This is a genomic window from Janthinobacterium sp. EB271-G4-3-2, from assembly GCF_020858035.1.
Classification (GTDB): domain Bacteria; phylum Pseudomonadota; class Gammaproteobacteria; order Burkholderiales; family Burkholderiaceae_D; genus Janthinobacterium; species Janthinobacterium aestuarii.
Map to the genome: position 1 here is coordinate 410,763 of NZ_JACYMG010000004.1, position 17,139 is coordinate 427,901.

Here is a 17,139-nt window from a genome sequence, read left to right on the forward strand (position 1 = left end):
CCCCTTCCTTGGCGAAGGAGGGGGAGCTTTCTGCTCAGAAATATTTCTATATAACAATTTTGATATATAGAAAGATGAATCCATTCGTTTTGCAATTACTGGCATTTTGATATCTTTCGCCTTCTCCCTAACCTTGAGAAGCACAAAGATGCCTATACAATTCAAGTTACCACCGCTCACCGTCGCCGTACTGGCCATCCTGGGCGGTTCCGCATGGCAGGCGCACGCGCAAACGCAAGCGCCCGCAGCGGATCAGCAGTTGGTGGCCACCCCGCCAGCCGTCGTGGTCACCGGTTCGCGGATTCCCCGCGCCAGCCTGGAGGGACCATCGTCCGTCACCATCCTGACGGGCGATGAAATCACCAAGCAAGGCTACAAGAACGTCTTCGATGCGCTGACCAACCAGGTACAGAACAGCGGCTTCACGCAAGGCGAGGACTTCGGCAACACGTTCACGCCGTCGGCCAATACCATCAGCCTGCGCGGCCTGGGCCCGAACCACACCTTGATCCTGCTTAATGGCCGCCGCCTGGCCGACTTCCCCGTCGCCTACGAAGGCACGGTCAACTTCACCAATCTGGCGAATATCCCGTCGAGCATAGTCGACCGCATCGAGATCCTCAACGGTGGCGCCTCGGCCATCTATGGTTCCGACGCGATCGCCGGCGTGGTCAACGTCATCCTGAAAAAGCAGACGGAAGGTTTCGATATCAACGTCAAGGCGGGCGGCACCTCGCGCGGCGGCGCTGGCAACCAGCGCGTGCAGCTGACGGGCGGCGGCAATTTCGACAAGCTGCATACCCTGTTCAGCGTGGAGCTGAGCCAGCGCGATCCGCTGTCGAGCCTGCAGCGCGATTTCATGGCCACGCGCTCGGGCACGCCGACGAATATCGCCTCGCGCCGCGTGGTGCAGGCGGGCACCTCGGGCAGCTACGTGGACCTGGGCGACACCTGCAAGCAATTTGGCGACCTGTTCGGCGGCAGCGTCGTCAAGTACCAGGCGAAGAACGGCAGCTATTGCGCCAGTCCGAAAGTCGGCCCCACTTACTGGACCACGCAAACGAAGAACCGCAGCCAGAACGTGTTTGGCAGCGCCAACTATGAGTGGTCGCCGGAAACGACCCTGTTCGCCGATTTCCTGATCGGCAAGAATTCGACCGAGAACAATACGCGCGGCCCGACGTGGACGTCGTCGTCGACGGGCAGCAGCTATTTCCGCAACCAGAATACCAACCGCTACGAAGCGTGGACGCGTTATATCTCGCCCGAGGAAATGGGCGGCGTGGAGCGCTACAACCGCAAGTGGGATGATCTGGCCACGGCCATCTCGCTGGGCGCCAAGGGCCGCATTCCCGGCACGTCATCGTGGCAGTATGAAGCGAACTACAACGCCTCGGTGTACAAGAGCGAAAGCCACACGCCGCGCGCGCTGGCCAATATCGACAGCTTCTTCCTGGGCCCGAAACTGGGCACCGACGCCGCCGGCGTGCCGATCTACGCACCGGACCCGGCCCGCCTGTCGCGCCGCCTGACGGCGGCCGAATTCGACAGCATCACGGGCAATTCCGACAGCGACGACAAGGCCTGGACGAATACCCTGAGCCTGGCCACGAATGGCGACCTGTTACAGCTGCCCGCTGGCGTGGCGAAGATCGCCACCATCGCCGAAGCGGGCAAGCAGGGCTTCAGCAATGTGCCCGATGCGCGCCTGAACGATGGTTATTTCAACGTCGCCACCAAATCCGATATCACGGCCGGCACGCGTACCCGCTATGCGCTGGGTGCCGAGATCAACCTGCCGCTGCACGAGAAGCTGATCGGTACCCTGGCTGGCCGCTATGACCGCTACAACTTTGCCGGCCGCAGCGATGGCAAGTTCACCTACAACGGCGGCCTGGAACTGCGTCCCGCGCCGGAGCTGCTGTTCCGCGCCAATTACGCCACCAGCTTCCGCGCACCGGACATGAACTACATCTACAAGGCGCGCGGCACCGGCTACTATTCGAGCACCACCGACTACTACCGCTGCGGCGCCGCCGGACAGGCCATCGAGGACTGCGACTACGCGAATAAATCGCCGGGCGCCGACTATGTGCAGAACGGCAGCAAGGATCTGCAGTCGGAAAAGGGCAAGTCATTCGGCGTGGGCGCCGTCTGGTCGCCAAGTTCGAATTTCGACGTCTCCGTCGATTACTGGAACATCAAGATCGACGACCTGGTGACGAATTTGAGCGACGACAAGATCCTGCGCGACGAAGCCGATTGCCGCCTGGGCAAGCTCGACATCAATTCGCCGACCTGCGCCGATACCCTGGGCCGCGTCGAGCGTTTCGCGGCCAATGCCCTGAACCGCGCCGGCGAGATCAAGACCATCACCGTCAATCCGATCAATGCGGCCAAGCAAAGCAGCAGCGGCATCGACGTCAGCGTCAAGTATTTGCTGCGCACGGCGGATTATGGCCGCTTTGCCTTCAAGGCCAATTACGCCAAGGTGCTGAGCAATAAATCGCAGCAATTTGCCGGCGACGAAGAAATCGACGAGCTCAAATCGCTGAACAATTCAGATTGGCGCGACAAGCTGAACCTGAGCGTCAACTGGGCTGCGGGCGACTGGTCGAACACCTTGCTGGTCAGCCGCTACAGCAAGATCCCGAACGCCGCCGGCACCGGCTACCTGACGCCGACGGCGCTGGCCAATATCAGCACCGTGTACCGCATCAACGACCGCGCCACCTTGTCGCTGATCGTCAACAACGTGTTCGACAAGATCAAGCGCGACGACAGCGGCGGCTGGCCGTACTACCCGGTGGGCAGCTACAGCCCGCAGGGACGCCAGGGCTGGGTCGAATTCAATTACCACTTTGGCTCATAATCCACGCTTGCCAGAGCAAGGCCGGAGCAGCTGACGCTGTTCCGGCTTTTTTATTTTCCGCTGCAGTTTTACACGCGCCACCACCCCTATAATTGCCCGCTTGTTCTCTCTCGATGGAGTTTGACCCATGCTACGCCACGCCCTGCTGTCCGCCGCCTTGTTGTCCACCTTTGCCTTGCCTGCGCATGCCGCCTCGCCGTTGACCACGGTGGCCGAACGCTCGGGCTTTTTGCATACGGGCCGCTATGCGGAAGTGGAAGCCTTGTGCCGCCAGTTCCAATCGCGCTATCCGAAGCAGGTGCGCTGCGTGGAATTCGGCCGTACGCCGGAAAACCGTCCCATGCTGGCGCTGGCCGTCTCGAATACGGGCGCCCTGACGCCGGCCGAGGCGGCGCGCCGCAAGCTGCCCGTGCTGCTGATACAGGGCGGCATCCATGCGGGCGAAATCGATGGCAAGGATGCGGGTTTCCTTGCGTTGCGCGAAGTATTGGAGGGCAAGGCGGCACCCGGCGCGCTCGACAAGCAGGTGCTGCTGTTCGTGCCCGTCTTCAATGTCGATGGCCATGAACGCTTTGGCCAGTGGAATCGCCCGAACCAGCGCGGCCCTGTGGAAATGGGCTGGCGCAGCACGGCGGAAAACTACAATCTGAACCGCGAATACATGAAGGCCGATACGCCCGAGATGCAGCACATGCTGGCGCTGGTGAACGCTTGGGATCCGCTGGCCTATGTCGACCTGCACGTCACCGACGGCGCCCAGTTCGAACCCGATATCTCGATCCAGGTCGAACCCGTGCATGCGGGCGATGCGGCCCTGCGCGCGGCCGGCACGGCCTTGCGCGATCAGGTCCTGGCCGACCTGGCCAAGCAGGGCTCGGATCCGAAACCGTTCTATATTTCGTTTGCCGAGAACGACAATCCCCAATCGGGTTTTGTCGATTCGGCGCCGAATCCGCGCTTCTCGCATGGCTATTTCCAGCTGCGCAACCGCTTCGGCATGCTGGTGGAAACCCATTCGTGGAAAGACTATCCGACCCGCGTGCGCATCACGCGCAACACCATCGTCTCGCTGCTGTCGCAAGTGGCGCAGCATGGCGCGCAGTGGCGGCAAACGGCGCTCGAGGCGGACGCGCGCGCCGCGCAGCTGGCCGGCACGACCTTGCCGCTTACGTATAAAACGACGGACAAGAGCCGCATGATCGCGTTTCGCGGCTATGCCTATACGCGCACGCCGTCCGAAGTGTCGGGCGCGCTGATGACGCGCTACGACGAAACCACGCCGCAGATCTGGAACGTGCCCCTGCGCGACGAGATCGTGCCCGACCTGCAGCAGGCTGCGCCCAAGGCCGGCTACCTGGTGCCCGCCGCGCAGTCAGCCATGGTGGCGGCCAAGCTGCGCCAGCATGGCGTGTCGTACCAGGTATTGGCTACCGCGCCGGGCAGGTTGCCGGTCGAAACCTTCCGCGCCACGGCCGTGAAATTCGGCGCGCAGTCGTTCGAGGGACGCCAGACGGCGGCCGTGCAGGGCGAGTGGCAGAAAGAGGAGCGCGTGGTCGGTGCGGGCGCGCTGTACGTGCCCGTCGGCCAGGCCAAGGCGCGCCTGGTCGTGGCCCTGCTCGAGCCGCGCGCGCCCGATTCCCTGCTGGCCTGGGGCGGTTTCAATACGGCCTTCGAGCGTAAGGAATACATGGAAGAATATGTGGCCGAAGATGTGGCGCGCGCGCAGCTGGCGGCCGATCCGGCGCTGGCGGCGCAGTTCCACGAGAAGCTGGCCAGCGATCCCGCATTTGCCAAAAGCCCGGCCGCGCGCCTGGAGTTCTTCGCCCGCCGCCATGCTTCCTGGGATGAGCGTCTGAACCTGTATCCGGTGCTGCGCACGGATGCCGCGCCGGCCGGCCTGGCATCGCCGCCTGCGCGCACACCGAAGTTGTCAAATCGCGCAGATTAATCGAAAGAAAATGCTATTCTCCGCTCGATGATGGCGCCGCCACCACGAGCAGGGAACATGCATGGTCAACAAGTCACTCTATAACCAGCACCGCGAGGCGTTTTTTCGCCTCTGCGACGCCGTCGGCGAGAATCGGGTGGAACAGGTGCGCAGCCTGCTCGAGGCCATGCCGCTGCTGTTGACCTTGCGCCGCTACAATATGGAAGACGGCGAATCGCTGCTGCACTTGGCTGCGGCCGGCGGCAGCCGCGAGGTCTGCGCGCTGCTCGTGTCGCTGGGCATGGACGTCGATCTGCCCCTGCCCGGTTACCGCAACCTTACGCCGCTGGATGCGGCGGCAAGCCATGGCCACCTCGATACCTGCCGCTGGCTGCTCGAGCAGGGAGCTGCCGTCGATGGCTTGCCGGACAATATCTTGTCGCCGCTGGACAGCGCCTGCGTTGACGGCCACCAGGACGTGGTGGCCCTGCTGCTGCAGCGGGGCGCCAATCCGAACCGTTTGCATACGCGCTGGAACCAGGCGCCGATCGATATCGCCAGCGGCTGGGGCTTTCCCGCTATCGTCCAGATGCTCGCCGCCGCTGGCGGCGTCAGCATACTCGACGTGCCGCAGCAAGCGGCCGCCTCGCCGCAGGATGTCATCCGCACCTTCATGCACAACAGCGCCGGCTGGGTACTGCCGGCGGTGTTCAGCCCGGACAGCGGCGACGCGCGCTTTTCGCTGGGGATCAGCTGCATCGATGGCAAGCGCGAGTTCAAGCTGCTGTTTACGGCCGGCCTGTTCCAGCAATCGCCGATGACCGAACTGGCCGTCTGCCTGCCGACGCGCTGGCCGCTGACCGTCAACGGCTTTACGGCGTGCAGCCCATGGCGCTTTCCCGTCGAACTGCTGGCACGCCTGGGACGGCGCACGCTCGACCAGGCCAGCCTGGCGGCGGGCGAGCTGCTGCGGCGCGACGATCCGTATCTGGCGGACCTGGCGTGGCCGGACGGCGTCGATGCGCTGCTGGCCATCGACAAGCGCTGGAACCCCGAGCCGGAGGAAGACGACATTGCCGACGATGACAAGGTCACCATCTATCTGCTGGTGCCCGTCACGTTCACCAAAAAAGGCGCGCCCGGCGCCAGCACCTTGCCGGCCTTGATGGAGCGCAAGCTCAAAGGTAGCTGGAAAGTGTCGGCCTTGCCCGTCCCCGTGAATGGCTAGCGCCGGCCTGCACGCGCGCATGGCCGGATCAAGCCGTAAAGCTTGCAGCAATGTTATCCTGCCAATACTTTTTTCGCGTCCGCGCCAACCCGTATCATGCATCGGTTTTCCATGACAAAAAAAATTCTTCTTCTGAGCGTCTCGGCCGGCGCCGGCCACATGCGCGCGGCGCAAGCCATCGAAGCGTATGCGGCGCACGATGGCGGCGGCGGCCCCGCAGCGCTGGCCCTGCATCTCGACGTGATGGATTTCGTCACGCCTGCCTTCCGCAAGCTGTACACGGATTTTTATATCAAGCTGGTCAACAAGGCGCCCGCGCTGTGGGGCTATCTGTACCACGCCACCCACGATGCGCCGCGCGACAGCTCGATGCAGCGATTGCGCCGCGCCGTCGAACGCCTCAACACGCGCGCGCTGATGACGCAGATCGCCGCCTTCCAGCCCGACGCCATCATCTGCACGCATTTCCTGCCGGCCGAACTGCTGTCGCGCGCCCTGCGCCAGCACCAGCTGTCCTGCCCCGTGTGGGTGCAGGTCACGGATTTCGACTTGCACCGCATGTGGGTGCATGAACAGATGCAGGGCTATTTCGCCGCCACCGACGAAGTGGCGTTCCGCATGCGCCATGAAGGCATCCCGGCCGATCGCATCCACGTGACGGGCATCCCCATCATGCCCGCGTTCGCGCAGCTGCCCGAGCGCGTGCAGTGCGCACAGGTGTTTGGCCTCGACCCGCGGCGCACGACGATTTTGCTGATGGGCGGCGGGGCGGGACTGGGCAGCCTGGAAACGGTCGCCGCGCGCCTGCTGGCCTTGCCGGGCGACTTCCAGCTGATCGTGCTGGCAGGGAAAAACGCGGCCGCACTGGCGGCGCTGCAGGCGCTGGCCGGCCAGTATCCGGGCCGTCTGCTGGCGCAAGGCTTTACCAGCGAAGTCGAGCGCCTGATGGCGTGCGCCGATCTGGTGATCACCAAGCCGGGCGGGTTGACCACGTCCGAATGCCTGGCGCTGGGCTTGCCCATGATCGTCAACTCGCCGATTCCGGGGCAGGAAGAGCGCAATGCCGACTATCTGCTGGAGCAGGGCGTGGCCTTGAAGGCATTCGACGCCGTCACCCTGGAATACCGCGTGCGCCTGTTGCTCGATCATCCCGAGCAGTTGCAAGCCATGCGCGCAAAAGCGCTGGCCCTGGGCCGTCCGCGCGCCGCCCTGGATGTACTGGCGCAGGTGCTGGCTTGACGGGGGGCGTAGTAAAACCCTGGCAGATCGGCCTGACCCTGGCCTGGGTAGCCCTGCTGGGGCTATTTTTCGCGCAGGTGGAAATCCAGATCGAAGGGGCGGCCGGCTGGGCCGCGAACCTGCCCACCTGGCGCATCGAAAGCCATTGGCTGCTCGATATCTTCTGGGGCGGGCGGCCGATGACCGGCTACCATGCCTGGGTCTTTCCCTTCATCGCCCTGTTCTTCCATTTCCCCATGATCTTCCTGGCGCAATGGTCGCTGCGGCTCGAATGCCGGGCCATCGGCTGCATCATGCTGTTCTGGATCATCGAGGATTATCTGTGGTTCGTGCTCAATCCCGCCTATGGCGTGGCGCACTTCAATCCGGCCCACATCGCCTGGCACAAGCACTGGCTGTGGTGGGCCCCGACCGACTACTGGGTATCGCTGCTGCTGGCCAGCGTACTGCTGTGGTTTTCATACAAGAGGAAGTCATGACCTTGCCGTATCTCCTGCTGTTGTCCCTGGCCCTGGCGGCCGGTTCCGCCGGCGCGCAGGCGCCCCTGCCGCCCGAGCGCAATGCCGAGTGGGCCACGCCGCTGCCGCAGGTGTCGAACCTGCACCAGGTCACGCCCGTCCTGTACCGCAGCGCCAAGCTCGATAGCAGCGACGTGGCCCAGCTGCAGGCGCTGGGCGTGAAGACGGTGATCAGCCTGCGCTCCTTCCACTCCGATACGCAGGTGCTTGAAGGCAGCGGCATCCGCGCCGTGCGCATTCCCATCAATACCTGGGCCATCCGCGACAAGCACGTGGTCGACACCATGCGCAGTATCCGCGCCGCAGAGCAGCAGGGACCCGTGCTGCTGCATTGCCTGCACGGCGCCGACCGCACGGGCATGATGGCCGCCATGTACCGCATGCTGTATCAGGGCTGGCCGCGCGAGAAGGCGATCGACGAGCTGAAAAACGGCGGTTACGGCTACCACGCCGTGTGGAAAAATATCGAAAGCTACCTCAAGCGCGTCGACGTGGCGGCACTGCGCGCGCAGATCGAGCAGGAAAAACCATGAAGACCTTGCTGTTCGCCCTGGCCGCCTGCTCCGCCTGTTATCCGCTGGCCACTGTGGCGGCCGCGCCGGCGCTCGAGGTGCGCGACGTCAGCAAGGCTGGCATGCCCGGCAAGACTTTTGCCGCCGCGACCAGCATGCCGGCCAGCGTGGCCACCGTCTGCGCGGCCATCCAGGATTTCGCCGCCTATCCGCAGTTCATGCCCAACGTGGACAAGATCAAGGTGACGGCCGCCGGCGGCGGCGCCTCGCTGGTCGACGTCACGCTCAAGCTGCCGATGGGGAAAATCAAGCAGTACCGCCTGAAAATGACGCCCAAGGTGCTCGATGCCAGCTGCAGCCTGGCCTGGAAGCTGGTGCCGATGGAGGGCCTGAAGGTGGAAGACACCATCGCCGACACCAGCGGCTACTGGCAGTTGTCGCCGGATCCGTTTGACGCGGGCGGCGCCGCCGTCAAGTACCAGGTGTACACGGACCCGGGTCCGGTACCGATGGGCCTGGGCTGGATCGTCGACAGCATGAGCCGTGACAGCATTCCGAAAATGTTCGACGCGCTGCGGGCACGGGTGGCTGCGCGCAAATAGCCGGCGTGGCGCGGCAGCCACTTCACGCCGGCGCGCCACTTCAGGCATGATGTTGTCTCATCCACACATCTGCCCGGAATCCGCATGGAACACCACAGCTTTCTCATCAACATACTGTTTTACCTGGTCGCGGCCATCATCATGGTGCCGCTGGCCAAGCGCCTGGGCATGGGCGCCGTGCTGGGTTACCTGGTGGCCGGCGTCGTCATCGGACCGTGGGGACTGGGCCTGATCAAGAATGTCGAGGTGATCCTCAGCTTTTCCGAATTCGGCGTGGTGCTGCTGCTGTTCCTGATCGGCCTGGAGCTCGAGCCGAAGCGATTGTGGCTGCTGCGCCGGCCGATTTTCGGCTGGGGCGGGGCGCAGGTGGGCGTCGTCAGCGCGGGGCTGTGCGCCGTGGCCATGGCGTTTGGCGTGGACTGGCGCACGGCGCTGGTCGGCGCGCTGGGGCTGTCGCTGTCGTCGACGGCCATCGTGCTGGCCACCCTGGGTGAACGTAAATTGATGAGCACGCCGGCCGGTTCCGCCGGCTTTTCCATCTTGCTGTTCCAGGATATCGCCGCCATTCCCATGATCGCGCTGGTGCCGCTGCTGGGCGGCCTGGTCACGCACAGCGGCGAACCGGGCTGGCTGCGTGTGGCCAAGCTGGCCGCCGTGCTGGCGGCGCTGGTGATCGGCGGGCGCTTCCTCGTGAACCCCATCCTGCGCTTCATCGCCCGGACGGATTTGCGCGAAATCTTCACGGCCTTCGCCCTGCTGCTGGTGATCGCCATCTGCGTGCTGATGGAATCGGTGGGCCTGTCGATGGCGCTGGGCACCTTCATGGCGGGCGTGCTGCTGGCCGATTCCGAATACCGCCATGAGCTCATTTCCGACCTGGAACCATTCAAGGGACTGCTCCTGGGCCTGTTCTTCATCGCCGTGGGCATGTCCGTCGATTTCGGCGTGCTGCGCGCCCAGCCCCTGCTGATCCTGGCTCTGGTGGCGGGGCTGCTGGTGGTGAAAATCGCCTTGCTGTACCTGCTGTCGAAGTTTGTCGACATTCCCCGCGGCCAGCAGCTGTTCTTTGCGCTGCTGCTGTCGCAGGGCGGCGAATTCGCCTTCGTCGTGTTTGCCGCCGCCGAGGCCGCGCACGTGTTTGCGCCGGAGACTGCCGCGCTGCTGGTCGTGGTGGTGACCCTGTCGATGGTAGCCACGCCCTTGCTGCTGCTGGCGCACGACAAATTCGTCGCGCCGGGCCTGCAGGGCGACAAGAAGCGCCGTCCCGACGACCATATCGAGGCGCAGGACAACCCCATCGTCATCGCCGGCTTCGGCCGCTTCGGCCAGATCATCGGCCGCCTGCTGGCGGCGAACAAGATCGGCGTGACGGTGCTCGATCACGACCCGGACCAGATCGAGCTGCTGCGCAAATTCGGCTTCAAGGTGTTTTATGGCGATGCCACGCGCGTGGATTTACTGGTGGCGGCCGGCATCGAGAAGGCCAGGGCGCTGGTGATCGCCATCGACAACGTGGACGATAGCCTGGCCCTGGTCGACGCCGTGCGCCTGCGCCTGCCCGAACTGACGATACTGGCGCGCGCGCGCAACGTCACGCATTACTATGAATTGATGAAACGCGGCGTGACCCTGATCGAGCGCGAGACGTTTGCCGCGGCCCTGCTGCTGGGCGAGCAGACCTTGCGCCAGGTGGGCTTCAGCGAGGAGCGGGCGCAGCGCGCGGCCGGCATCTTTGGCCGGCATAACCTGAAGACCTTGCTGGAAGTGGCGCCGCACTTCCAGGACCAGCAAAAAGTCATGTCCCTCACGCGCCAGGCGCGCGAGGAGCTGGAAGACATGTTCGAGAGCGATGCGGCGGCGTTTGCGGCGGCGGAAGCGGAGAACGGTAGGCCGGATTAGCGGGAACCGCGTAATCCGACATCGTGTTGGCGTTGCTGGTGCTGTCGGCTTACGCGCTTTGCGCTAAGCCGACCTACGTTTGGCCTCTGCTTTATTTGCCCCGTTTGCTCTCAATCGCCTCGATCTGGTCCATGATGCCGTTCATGCGCGCCGCCAGCGCCTGGTATGGTTTCGGCGAGGCCAGGTCGACGCCGGCCGCCTTCACCAGCTCATACGGGTAGGCCGAGCCGCCCGCGCTGAGCATCTTCAGGTAGGCGGCCAAGGCGCCCGGTTCCTTGTCGAGGATGCGCTGCGCGAAATCCTGCGCCGCCGCGATCGAGGTGGCGTACTGGAACACATAGTAGCCGTGATAGAAATGCGGCACGTAGGCCCATTCCAGCGCGTAGGCCGGGTCGATGGTCATGACGCCTTGCGCTTCGCCGTGGTAGCGCTTGAGGATGCCGGCATAGATGGCCGTGATCTCTTCGCCCGTCAGCGACTCTCCTTTATCTACCTTGCCGTGGATGGCCGCTTCGAATTCGGCGAACATGGCCTGGCGGAAGAAGGTGCCGCGCAGGTTTTCCAGCGCCGCGCCCAGGTACAGCAGGCGCTCGTCGTCATCCTTGGCCTGCTTCAGGCGCGCGTCGAGCAGCAGCGCCTCGTTCGTCGTCGAGGCGATTTCCGCGACAAAGATGCTGTACGGCGCATAGATCGATGGCTGCGCCTTGTTGGCCAGCACCGAGTGCATGGCGTGGCCCCATTCGTGCGTCAGGGTGCTGACGGCTTCGTAGTTGTCCGTGTAGTTGAGCAGCACGAACGGATGCACGTCGTACGCGTCGCCATTCATGTAGGCGCCCGCCACCTTGCGCGGACGCGGATACACATCCATCCAGCGCGCCTCCACCGCGGCGCTCAATGCCCTGACGTAGTCGGGGCCCAGCGGCGCGGCGGAGTCGAGCATCATCTGCTTGCCTTCGGCCAGCGGGAAGCTGCGGTCGCTTTTCAGCAGCGGCGCATAGATGTCGTAGTAGGCCAGGTCCTTGACGCCCAGCATGCGCGCGCGCAGCTTGAAGTAGCGGTGCAAGGTGGGCAGGTTGGCATTGGTTTGCGCGATCAGGGTCTGGTAGACGGCCGGCGGTAAATTGTCGGCGTCGAGCGCCGCGCTTTGCGAGTCGGGATAGCGGCGCACTTTCGCATATGCGGCGTCCGTTTTCAGCTGGCCGTACAGGGTTTCGCCGAACGTGCGTTCATACTCTTTCCACTTGCCGAAGAAGGCGTCGAACACCAGCTTGCGGTCGGCGCGCTGGTCGTCGCCCCGGTATTTGGTATAGGCCGCCTGGTCGAGGCGCACTTCCTTGCCGTCCGACAGTTTCACGGTGGGCCACGGGATTTCCGCATTGGCCAGGGTGCGGTAGACGCTGGCGGCCGAGCTTGTTGCCAGGCCGAACTGGACCACCAGCTGTTCGCCTGCCGCGTCCAGCGTGTGCGGCGCGCTGCGCAGCATGTTACTCAGTTGAAAACGGTACAGCTGCAAGCCCTTGTCTTGCGCCAGCATGGCGTCGATGCGCTTGCTGCCCAGGGCGAGGATTTCCGGCTGCAGAAAGGTCGTCGCCTGGCTGAAGTCGTTACCGAGCAGGGCGGCGCGCTGGTTCAGCTGGTTGCCCTTGCTGTCGCCCGTATCCTGGTCGTAATACTGCGCCGCATAGGTGGTCAGCGTGTTGACGCGCTTGCGCGCCTCGGCGTACAAGTCCAGGCAGCTTTTCAGGCGGGCCGGCGAGGTTTTCAGTTGCCCCTTGCAGGCGCCCAGTTGCCGCAGCTGGGCCGACAGCTTTTTCGCGTCGGCGTCGAACGCGGCGTCGTTTTGATACAGCGCCGTCAAATCCCAGCGGTCGGCCTGGCGGTCGGTGGGGGCGGCGAAGGCGGTGGAGAGGGCAAAGCCGAGGGCCAGCAGGGTCAGTACGGGGCGTTTGAGCGCGGGTGTCGGCATACAGTATCCGTTCATGGTCTGGTTGCAAGGGACGCCGGCACGGGCGTGGCGGCAGACACCGAGCTTACTGCAGCAGGGGGATGAAGGAAAGCATTTCGGACGTGGGGGAGGGAAGCGGGGAAGGCTGGCTTCCCCGCGTACGCCATGCTTACTGCTTCTTGCCCAGCAAATCGAGCAGGATCGACGTTTCCGCCGTGATCGCCGCCTTGATGGTCGGCTGGTACTCGGGCGCCCATTGCGGCGAGTGCGGGCCGGCCAGCGGTTTGCCGCTGGCCTTGGCCGCGGCCAGCTTGGCCGGCTCCACGGCGCCGATATGCAGCAGCACGGCTTTTACGCCGGCCTGGCCGTAGTTGGCGAAGTCTTCCGACGTCATCTTGGCCGGCATTTCCGTCACGTTGGCCGCGCCCAGCGATTTTTGCAGGGTAGACACCATGCGCAGGGTCAGGTCCGGATCGTTGTAGACGGCGTCCGTACCGGGACGAATTTCCACCAGCGGCTCTTTCGGTGCGCCGGCGGCAAACGCTTCACCCTTGACTTCACGCGCGATGCTGGCCAGCACGCGCTTGCGCACGGCGTCCTTGAAGGTGCGCACCGTCAGCTGCATGGTGACCTGGTCGGGCACGATGTTGGCCTGCGTGCCGCCATGGATACTGCCCACCGTGATGACGACGGGATCCATCGGATTGTTTTCGCGCGAGACCAGGGTTTGCAATGCCAGCACGATGCGCGCGGCCATGACGACGGGGTCGCGCGTGTCGTGCGGCGCGGCGCCGTGGCCGCCCTGGCCGTACACGGTGATGCTGATGGTGTCGGCGGCGGCGCGGAAGTAGCCGGCGTGGTAGCCCACCGTGCCCGATGGCAGCGTCGCTTCATCGTGGAAGGACAGCGCGTAGTCCGGTTTCGGGAAGCGCGTAAACAAGCCGTCCTTCAGCATGGCGGCAGCGCCCAGCAGCGGCTCTTCGGCCGGCTGGCCCACCAGCATCAGGGTGCCGCTCCAGTGCTGGCGGTTGTCGGCCATCAGCTTGGCGCTGCCATACCAGGCCGACATGTGCACGTCGTGGCCGCAGGCATGCATCACCGGCACGGTTTCGCCGGCCGCGTTCTTGGCCACTGCGCTGCTGGCAAACGGCAGGCCGGTTTTTTCCAGCACGGGCAGGGCGTCGATCTCCGTGCGCAGCATGACGACGGGGCCGGGACCGTTGCGCAAGATGGCGACGACACCCGTGCCGCCGACGCCCGTGGTCACGTCAAAACCGAGCGCCTTGACCTTGTCGGCCAGTTTTTTTGCTGTCTCGACTTCCTGGAACGCCAGTTCCGGGTGGCGGTGCAGGTCCAGGTACAGGCTTTCCACGGCCGGGTAATTGGCGGCGAGCTGGGCCGCGATGGCGGGCGGCAGGGCCGCGCCGTGGACGCTGCCGGCGCAGGCGAGGGCGGCGGCGAAGGTGATTTGTTTCAGGGACAATGCGGAAAATTTCATAGGTTTCTTTGAGAAACAGGTGCGCGCACATGCGCGGTACCCGTAGTTGCGGAGAAGACTTTTAACTTAACAGAAACATTTCTCAAAATCAATAAATCAGCTACATATATTTCAACAATGTATAATCTGCAAGATAAAAAATTCCATATGGAATTAAATATATCTTCGATGCACTTATTGAGAGAAAAGACACCATGGGCTTTATCGCAAATATCAAGATCGGCAAACGCCTGAGCATCGGCTTTGTCCTGATCCTGGCAATGACCGTTCTGATAGCTACCGTAGGCGTGTGGCGCCTCAATGAAGTGGCGACGTCCACGCGCGCCATGATGGCCGAACCGCTGACCAAGGAACGCCTGATTACCGACTGGTATGGCTTGAACTTTGCCTCGATCCGCCGCACGGCCGCCATCGTCAAGAGCAGCGACCCGGCGCTGGGACCGTATTTCAAGGAAGACTCGGCCGCGTCCGTGAAGAAGGCGGCCGAATTGCTCAAGCAGATCGAGCCGCTGGTCGCGGGCGAGAAGGAAAAAGCCCTGTTCGCCAAGATCCTCGAACAGCGCAAGGTGTACAGCGCCTCGCGCGATGGCGCCGTCAAGGCCAAGGCCGATGGCGACGTGGAAGGCGCGGCGCACATCCTCGACACCGCGTTCACCCCGGCCGCCAAGGTCTACCAGGATTTGCTGCAGGAACTGGTGACCATGCAGCGCGAAAGCATCGATGCGACGGCCAAGCAGATCGACGCTTCCGCCGTGCATGACACCACCGTCATCAGCCTGCTGACCCTGTTCGCCGTGGCGTTCGGCGTGTTGTGCTCGTGGCTGCTGACGACGGGCATCACGCGTCCGCTGCGCCAGGCGCTGGCGCTGGCCGAAACGGTGGCCGCCGGCGACCTGACGCAGACCGTCGCCACGACGGCGAAGGATGAAACGGGGGCGCTGCTGACGGCCCTGGGCAATATGAACAACAACCTGGTCGGCATCGTCAGCCAGGTGCGCAGCGGCACGGACAGCATCGCCACGGCCTCGTCGGAAATCGCCGCCGGCAACCTGGACCTGTCATCGCGCACGGAACAGCAGGCCGGTTCGCTGGAAGAAACCGCCTCGTCGATGGAAGAACTGACCAGCACCGTCAGGCAGAACGCGGACAACGCGCGCCAGGCCAACCAGCTGGCCATCGCGGCGGCCGGTATCGCCAGCCGCGGCGGCGCGGTGGTGGCCGAAGTGGTGGAGACCATGGGTTCGATCAACGAATCGTCGCGCAAGATCGTCGACATCATCAGCGTGATCGACGGCATCGCCTTCCAGACGAATATCCTGGCGCTCAACGCGGCCGTGGAAGCGGCGCGGGCCGGCGAGCAGGGCCGCGGTTTCGCCGTCGTGGCCGGCGAAGTGCGCAATCTGGCGCAGCGCTCGGCCGCGGCGGCCAAGGAAATCAAGGGCTTGATCGACGATTCCGTCAGCAAGGTGGGCGTAGGCGCCAAGCTGGTCGACCAGGCTGGCGCGACGATGGATGAAGTGGTTTCCAGCGTCAAGCGCGTGACCGACATCATCGGCGAGATCTCCAGCGCCAGCCAGGAGCAGACGCATGGCATCGGGCAAGTCAACCAGGCGATTACCCAGATGGACCAGGTAACCCAGCAAAATGCGGCACTGGTGGAAGAGGCGGCGGCCGCCGCCGGTTCGCTGCAAGAGCAGGCGAACGGCCTGGCGCAAGTGGTGAGCGTATTCAAGCTGCGCGAACAGCCAGGCTTGCTGCGCCGCCCGGCGCCACAGCCGGCAGCCGCGCGTCCTGCGCCGGCAGCACCGCCCGCCCGCGTTACCGCGCGCAGCGCCGCCGTGCCGCCAAGGAAGCTGGCGCCGGCCAAGGCGGCAGCCGGTGATGACTGGGAAGAGTTTTAAAAGGCAGTCGCCGCACCGTTCGTCACGCTTTTCGACCGTTCGCGCGGCGCATTGCGCCGTTCGTGTGGCGCCGCTGGCGGCAGCGGCGGCGCGCCGATAGGCTGGGGGCTTCTTTCCTGGAGCCCCGCCATGCTATCGCTCAAAGCGCTCGATAAAACTTACGACAACGGCGTTCACGCCATCAATAACGTCAGCCTGGAGATTCCCGCCGGCCTGTTTGGCCTGCTCGGGCCGAATGGCGCCGGCAAGTCCTCGCTGATGCGCACCATCGCCACCTTGCAGGACCCCGACAGCGGCAGCATGCACTTCAATGGCGTCGACGTCGCCAGCGACAAGGCGGCGCTGCGGCGCCAGCTCGGCTACCTGCCGCAGGATTTCGGCGTCTATCCCAGGGTCAGCGCGGTCGAGCTGCTCAATCACTTTGCCATCTTGAAGGGACTGCATCAGCGGGGCGAGCGCCGCGAGGCGGTCGAGGCGCTGCTGCAGCTGACCAATCTGTGGGAGGCGCGCAAGCGCGCCGTCGCCAGCTATTCGGGCGGCATGCGCCAGCGTTTCGGCATCGCCCAGGCGCTGCTGGGCGCGCCGCGCCTGATCATCGTCGATGAACCGACCGCCGGCCTGGATCCCGATGAACGCCAGCGTTTCCTGAACCTGCTGGCGCGCATCGGCGACAACGTGGTGGTGATCCTGTCGACCCACATCGTCGAAGACGTGACCAATCTGTGTCCCCGCATGGCCATGATCGCCAAGGGGCGCGTGCTGATCGACGGCGCGCCGCAGGCGGCGATCGCCACCTTGCAGGACCGCGTCTGGCGCCGCAGCGTCAGCGATGCCGAACTGGCGCAGTACCAGCAGCATTGCACGGTGCTGTCGAGCCGCCTGGTGGCGGGGCGCACGCAGATCAACGTGTATGCGGACAGCCAGCCCGATGATGGTTTCCGCCGCGTCGAACCGGACCTGGAAGACGTCTACTTCCTGCAACTGCGCGCGGCCTGAGG

12 protein-coding genes are annotated in these 17,139 nt (G+C 64.3%); 10 read left to right on the plus strand and 2 right to left on the minus strand.

Annotation, left to right across the window (positions count from 1 at the left end):
* Positions 1-148: 148 nt before the first annotated feature.
* From IGS55_RS12150 to kefC, 8 genes are all read left to right on the plus strand, one after another.
* On the plus strand, positions 149-2,872 hold the full coding sequence (locus IGS55_RS12150; protein WP_230518159.1) for a TonB-dependent receptor plug domain-containing protein: 2,724 nt from the start codon (positions 149-151) through the stop codon (positions 2,870-2,872).
* A gap of 127 nt (positions 2,873-2,999) precedes the next feature.
* On the plus strand, positions 3,000-4,820 hold the full coding sequence (locus IGS55_RS12155) for a M14 family metallopeptidase (RefSeq protein WP_230518160.1): 1,821 nt from the start codon (positions 3,000-3,002) through the stop codon (positions 4,818-4,820).
* Between the two features lie 61 nt (positions 4,821-4,881).
* Positions 4,882-6,027 carry an ankyrin repeat domain-containing protein gene (locus tag IGS55_RS12160; RefSeq protein WP_230518161.1) on the plus strand — a complete coding sequence of 382 codons (1,146 nt, stop codon included), beginning with the start codon at positions 4,882-4,884 and terminating at the stop codon, positions 6,025-6,027.
* A gap of 111 nt (positions 6,028-6,138) precedes the next feature.
* Positions 6,139-7,266: an MGDG synthase family glycosyltransferase gene (locus IGS55_RS12165; protein ID WP_230518162.1), complete on the plus strand. Its 1,128-nt coding sequence runs from the start codon at positions 6,139-6,141 to the stop codon at positions 7,264-7,266.
* Positions 7,263-7,745 carry a hypothetical protein gene (locus IGS55_RS12170; RefSeq protein ID WP_230518163.1) on the plus strand — a complete coding sequence of 161 codons (483 nt, stop codon included), beginning with the start codon at positions 7,263-7,265 and terminating at the stop codon, positions 7,743-7,745. Before IGS55_RS12165 ends, IGS55_RS12170 begins: the two co-directional genes overlap by 4 nt.
* A complete protein-coding gene (locus IGS55_RS12175) occupies positions 7,742-8,317 on the plus strand; it encodes a dual specificity protein phosphatase family protein (RefSeq protein ID WP_230518164.1) in 576 nt (191 codons plus the stop codon). Before IGS55_RS12170 ends, IGS55_RS12175 begins: the two co-directional genes overlap by 4 nt.
* Entirely contained in the window at positions 8,314-8,898 is a 585-nt protein-coding gene (locus tag IGS55_RS12180; protein WP_230518165.1) for an SRPBCC family protein, read from the plus strand. Before IGS55_RS12175 ends, IGS55_RS12180 begins: the two co-directional genes overlap by 4 nt.
* An 84-nt stretch (positions 8,899-8,982) precedes the next feature.
* Positions 8,983-10,797 (plus strand): glutathione-regulated potassium-efflux system protein KefC, encoded by a 1,815-nt coding sequence (kefC, locus tag IGS55_RS12185; RefSeq protein WP_230518166.1) that lies wholly within the window; start codon positions 8,983-8,985, stop codon positions 10,795-10,797.
* A 91-nt stretch (positions 10,798-10,888) separates the two neighbouring features.
* Here the strand turns inward: kefC and pepF are convergent, their stop codons facing one another.
* Complete coding sequence (gene pepF / locus IGS55_RS12190) at positions 10,889-12,763, minus strand: oligoendopeptidase F (protein WP_230518167.1); 1,875 nt, start codon at positions 12,761-12,763, stop codon at positions 10,889-10,891.
* A gap of 148 nt (positions 12,764-12,911) precedes the next feature.
* Positions 12,912-14,240 carry an amidohydrolase gene (locus IGS55_RS12195; RefSeq protein ID WP_230518168.1) on the minus strand — a complete coding sequence of 443 codons (1,329 nt, stop codon included), beginning with the start codon at positions 14,238-14,240 and terminating at the stop codon, positions 12,912-12,914.
* Positions 14,241-14,434: 194 nt separating this feature from the next.
* Between IGS55_RS12195 and IGS55_RS12200 the strand changes: the two genes are divergently transcribed.
* Both IGS55_RS12200 and IGS55_RS12205 read left to right on the plus strand, forming a co-directional pair.
* A complete protein-coding gene (locus IGS55_RS12200; protein ID WP_230518169.1) occupies positions 14,435-16,141 on the plus strand; it encodes a methyl-accepting chemotaxis protein in 1,707 nt (568 codons plus the stop codon).
* A 129-nt stretch (positions 16,142-16,270) separates the two neighbouring features.
* A complete protein-coding gene (locus tag IGS55_RS12205; protein WP_230518170.1) occupies positions 16,271-17,137 on the plus strand; it encodes an ABC transporter ATP-binding protein in 867 nt (288 codons plus the stop codon).
* Positions 17,138-17,139 lie beyond the last annotated feature (2 nt).

What these genes read in the sequence shown, in the direction of transcription:
- IGS55_RS12150 (WP_230518159.1), top strand. Translation starts at nt 149, where the DNA reads ATGCCTATACAATTCAAGTTACCACCGCTCACCGTCGCCGTACTGGCC.
- kefC (WP_230518166.1), top strand. Translation starts at nt 8,983, where the DNA reads ATGGAACACCACAGCTTTCTCATCAACATACTGTTTTACCTGGTCGCG.
- IGS55_RS12200 (WP_230518169.1), top strand. Translation starts at nt 14,435, where the DNA reads ATGGGCTTTATCGCAAATATCAAGATCGGCAAACGCCTGAGCATCGGC.
- IGS55_RS12195 (WP_230518168.1), bottom strand. Translation starts at nt 14,240, where the DNA reads ATGAAATTTTCCGCATTGTCCCTGAAACAAATCACCTTCGCCGCCGCC.
- IGS55_RS12165 (WP_230518162.1), top strand. Translation starts at nt 6,139, where the DNA reads ATGACAAAAAAAATTCTTCTTCTGAGCGTCTCGGCCGGCGCCGGCCAC.
- pepF (WP_230518167.1), bottom strand. Translation starts at nt 12,763, where the DNA reads ATGCCGACACCCGCGCTCAAACGCCCCGTACTGACCCTGCTGGCCCTC.
- IGS55_RS12160 (WP_230518161.1), top strand. Translation starts at nt 4,882, where the DNA reads ATGGTCAACAAGTCACTCTATAACCAGCACCGCGAGGCGTTTTTTCGC.
- IGS55_RS12175 (WP_230518164.1), top strand. Translation starts at nt 7,742, where the DNA reads ATGACCTTGCCGTATCTCCTGCTGTTGTCCCTGGCCCTGGCGGCCGGT.
- IGS55_RS12205 (WP_230518170.1), top strand. Translation starts at nt 16,271, where the DNA reads ATGCTATCGCTCAAAGCGCTCGATAAAACTTACGACAACGGCGTTCAC.
- IGS55_RS12155 (WP_230518160.1), top strand. Translation starts at nt 3,000, where the DNA reads ATGCTACGCCACGCCCTGCTGTCCGCCGCCTTGTTGTCCACCTTTGCC.
- IGS55_RS12180 (WP_230518165.1), top strand. Translation starts at nt 8,314, where the DNA reads ATGAAGACCTTGCTGTTCGCCCTGGCCGCCTGCTCCGCCTGTTATCCG.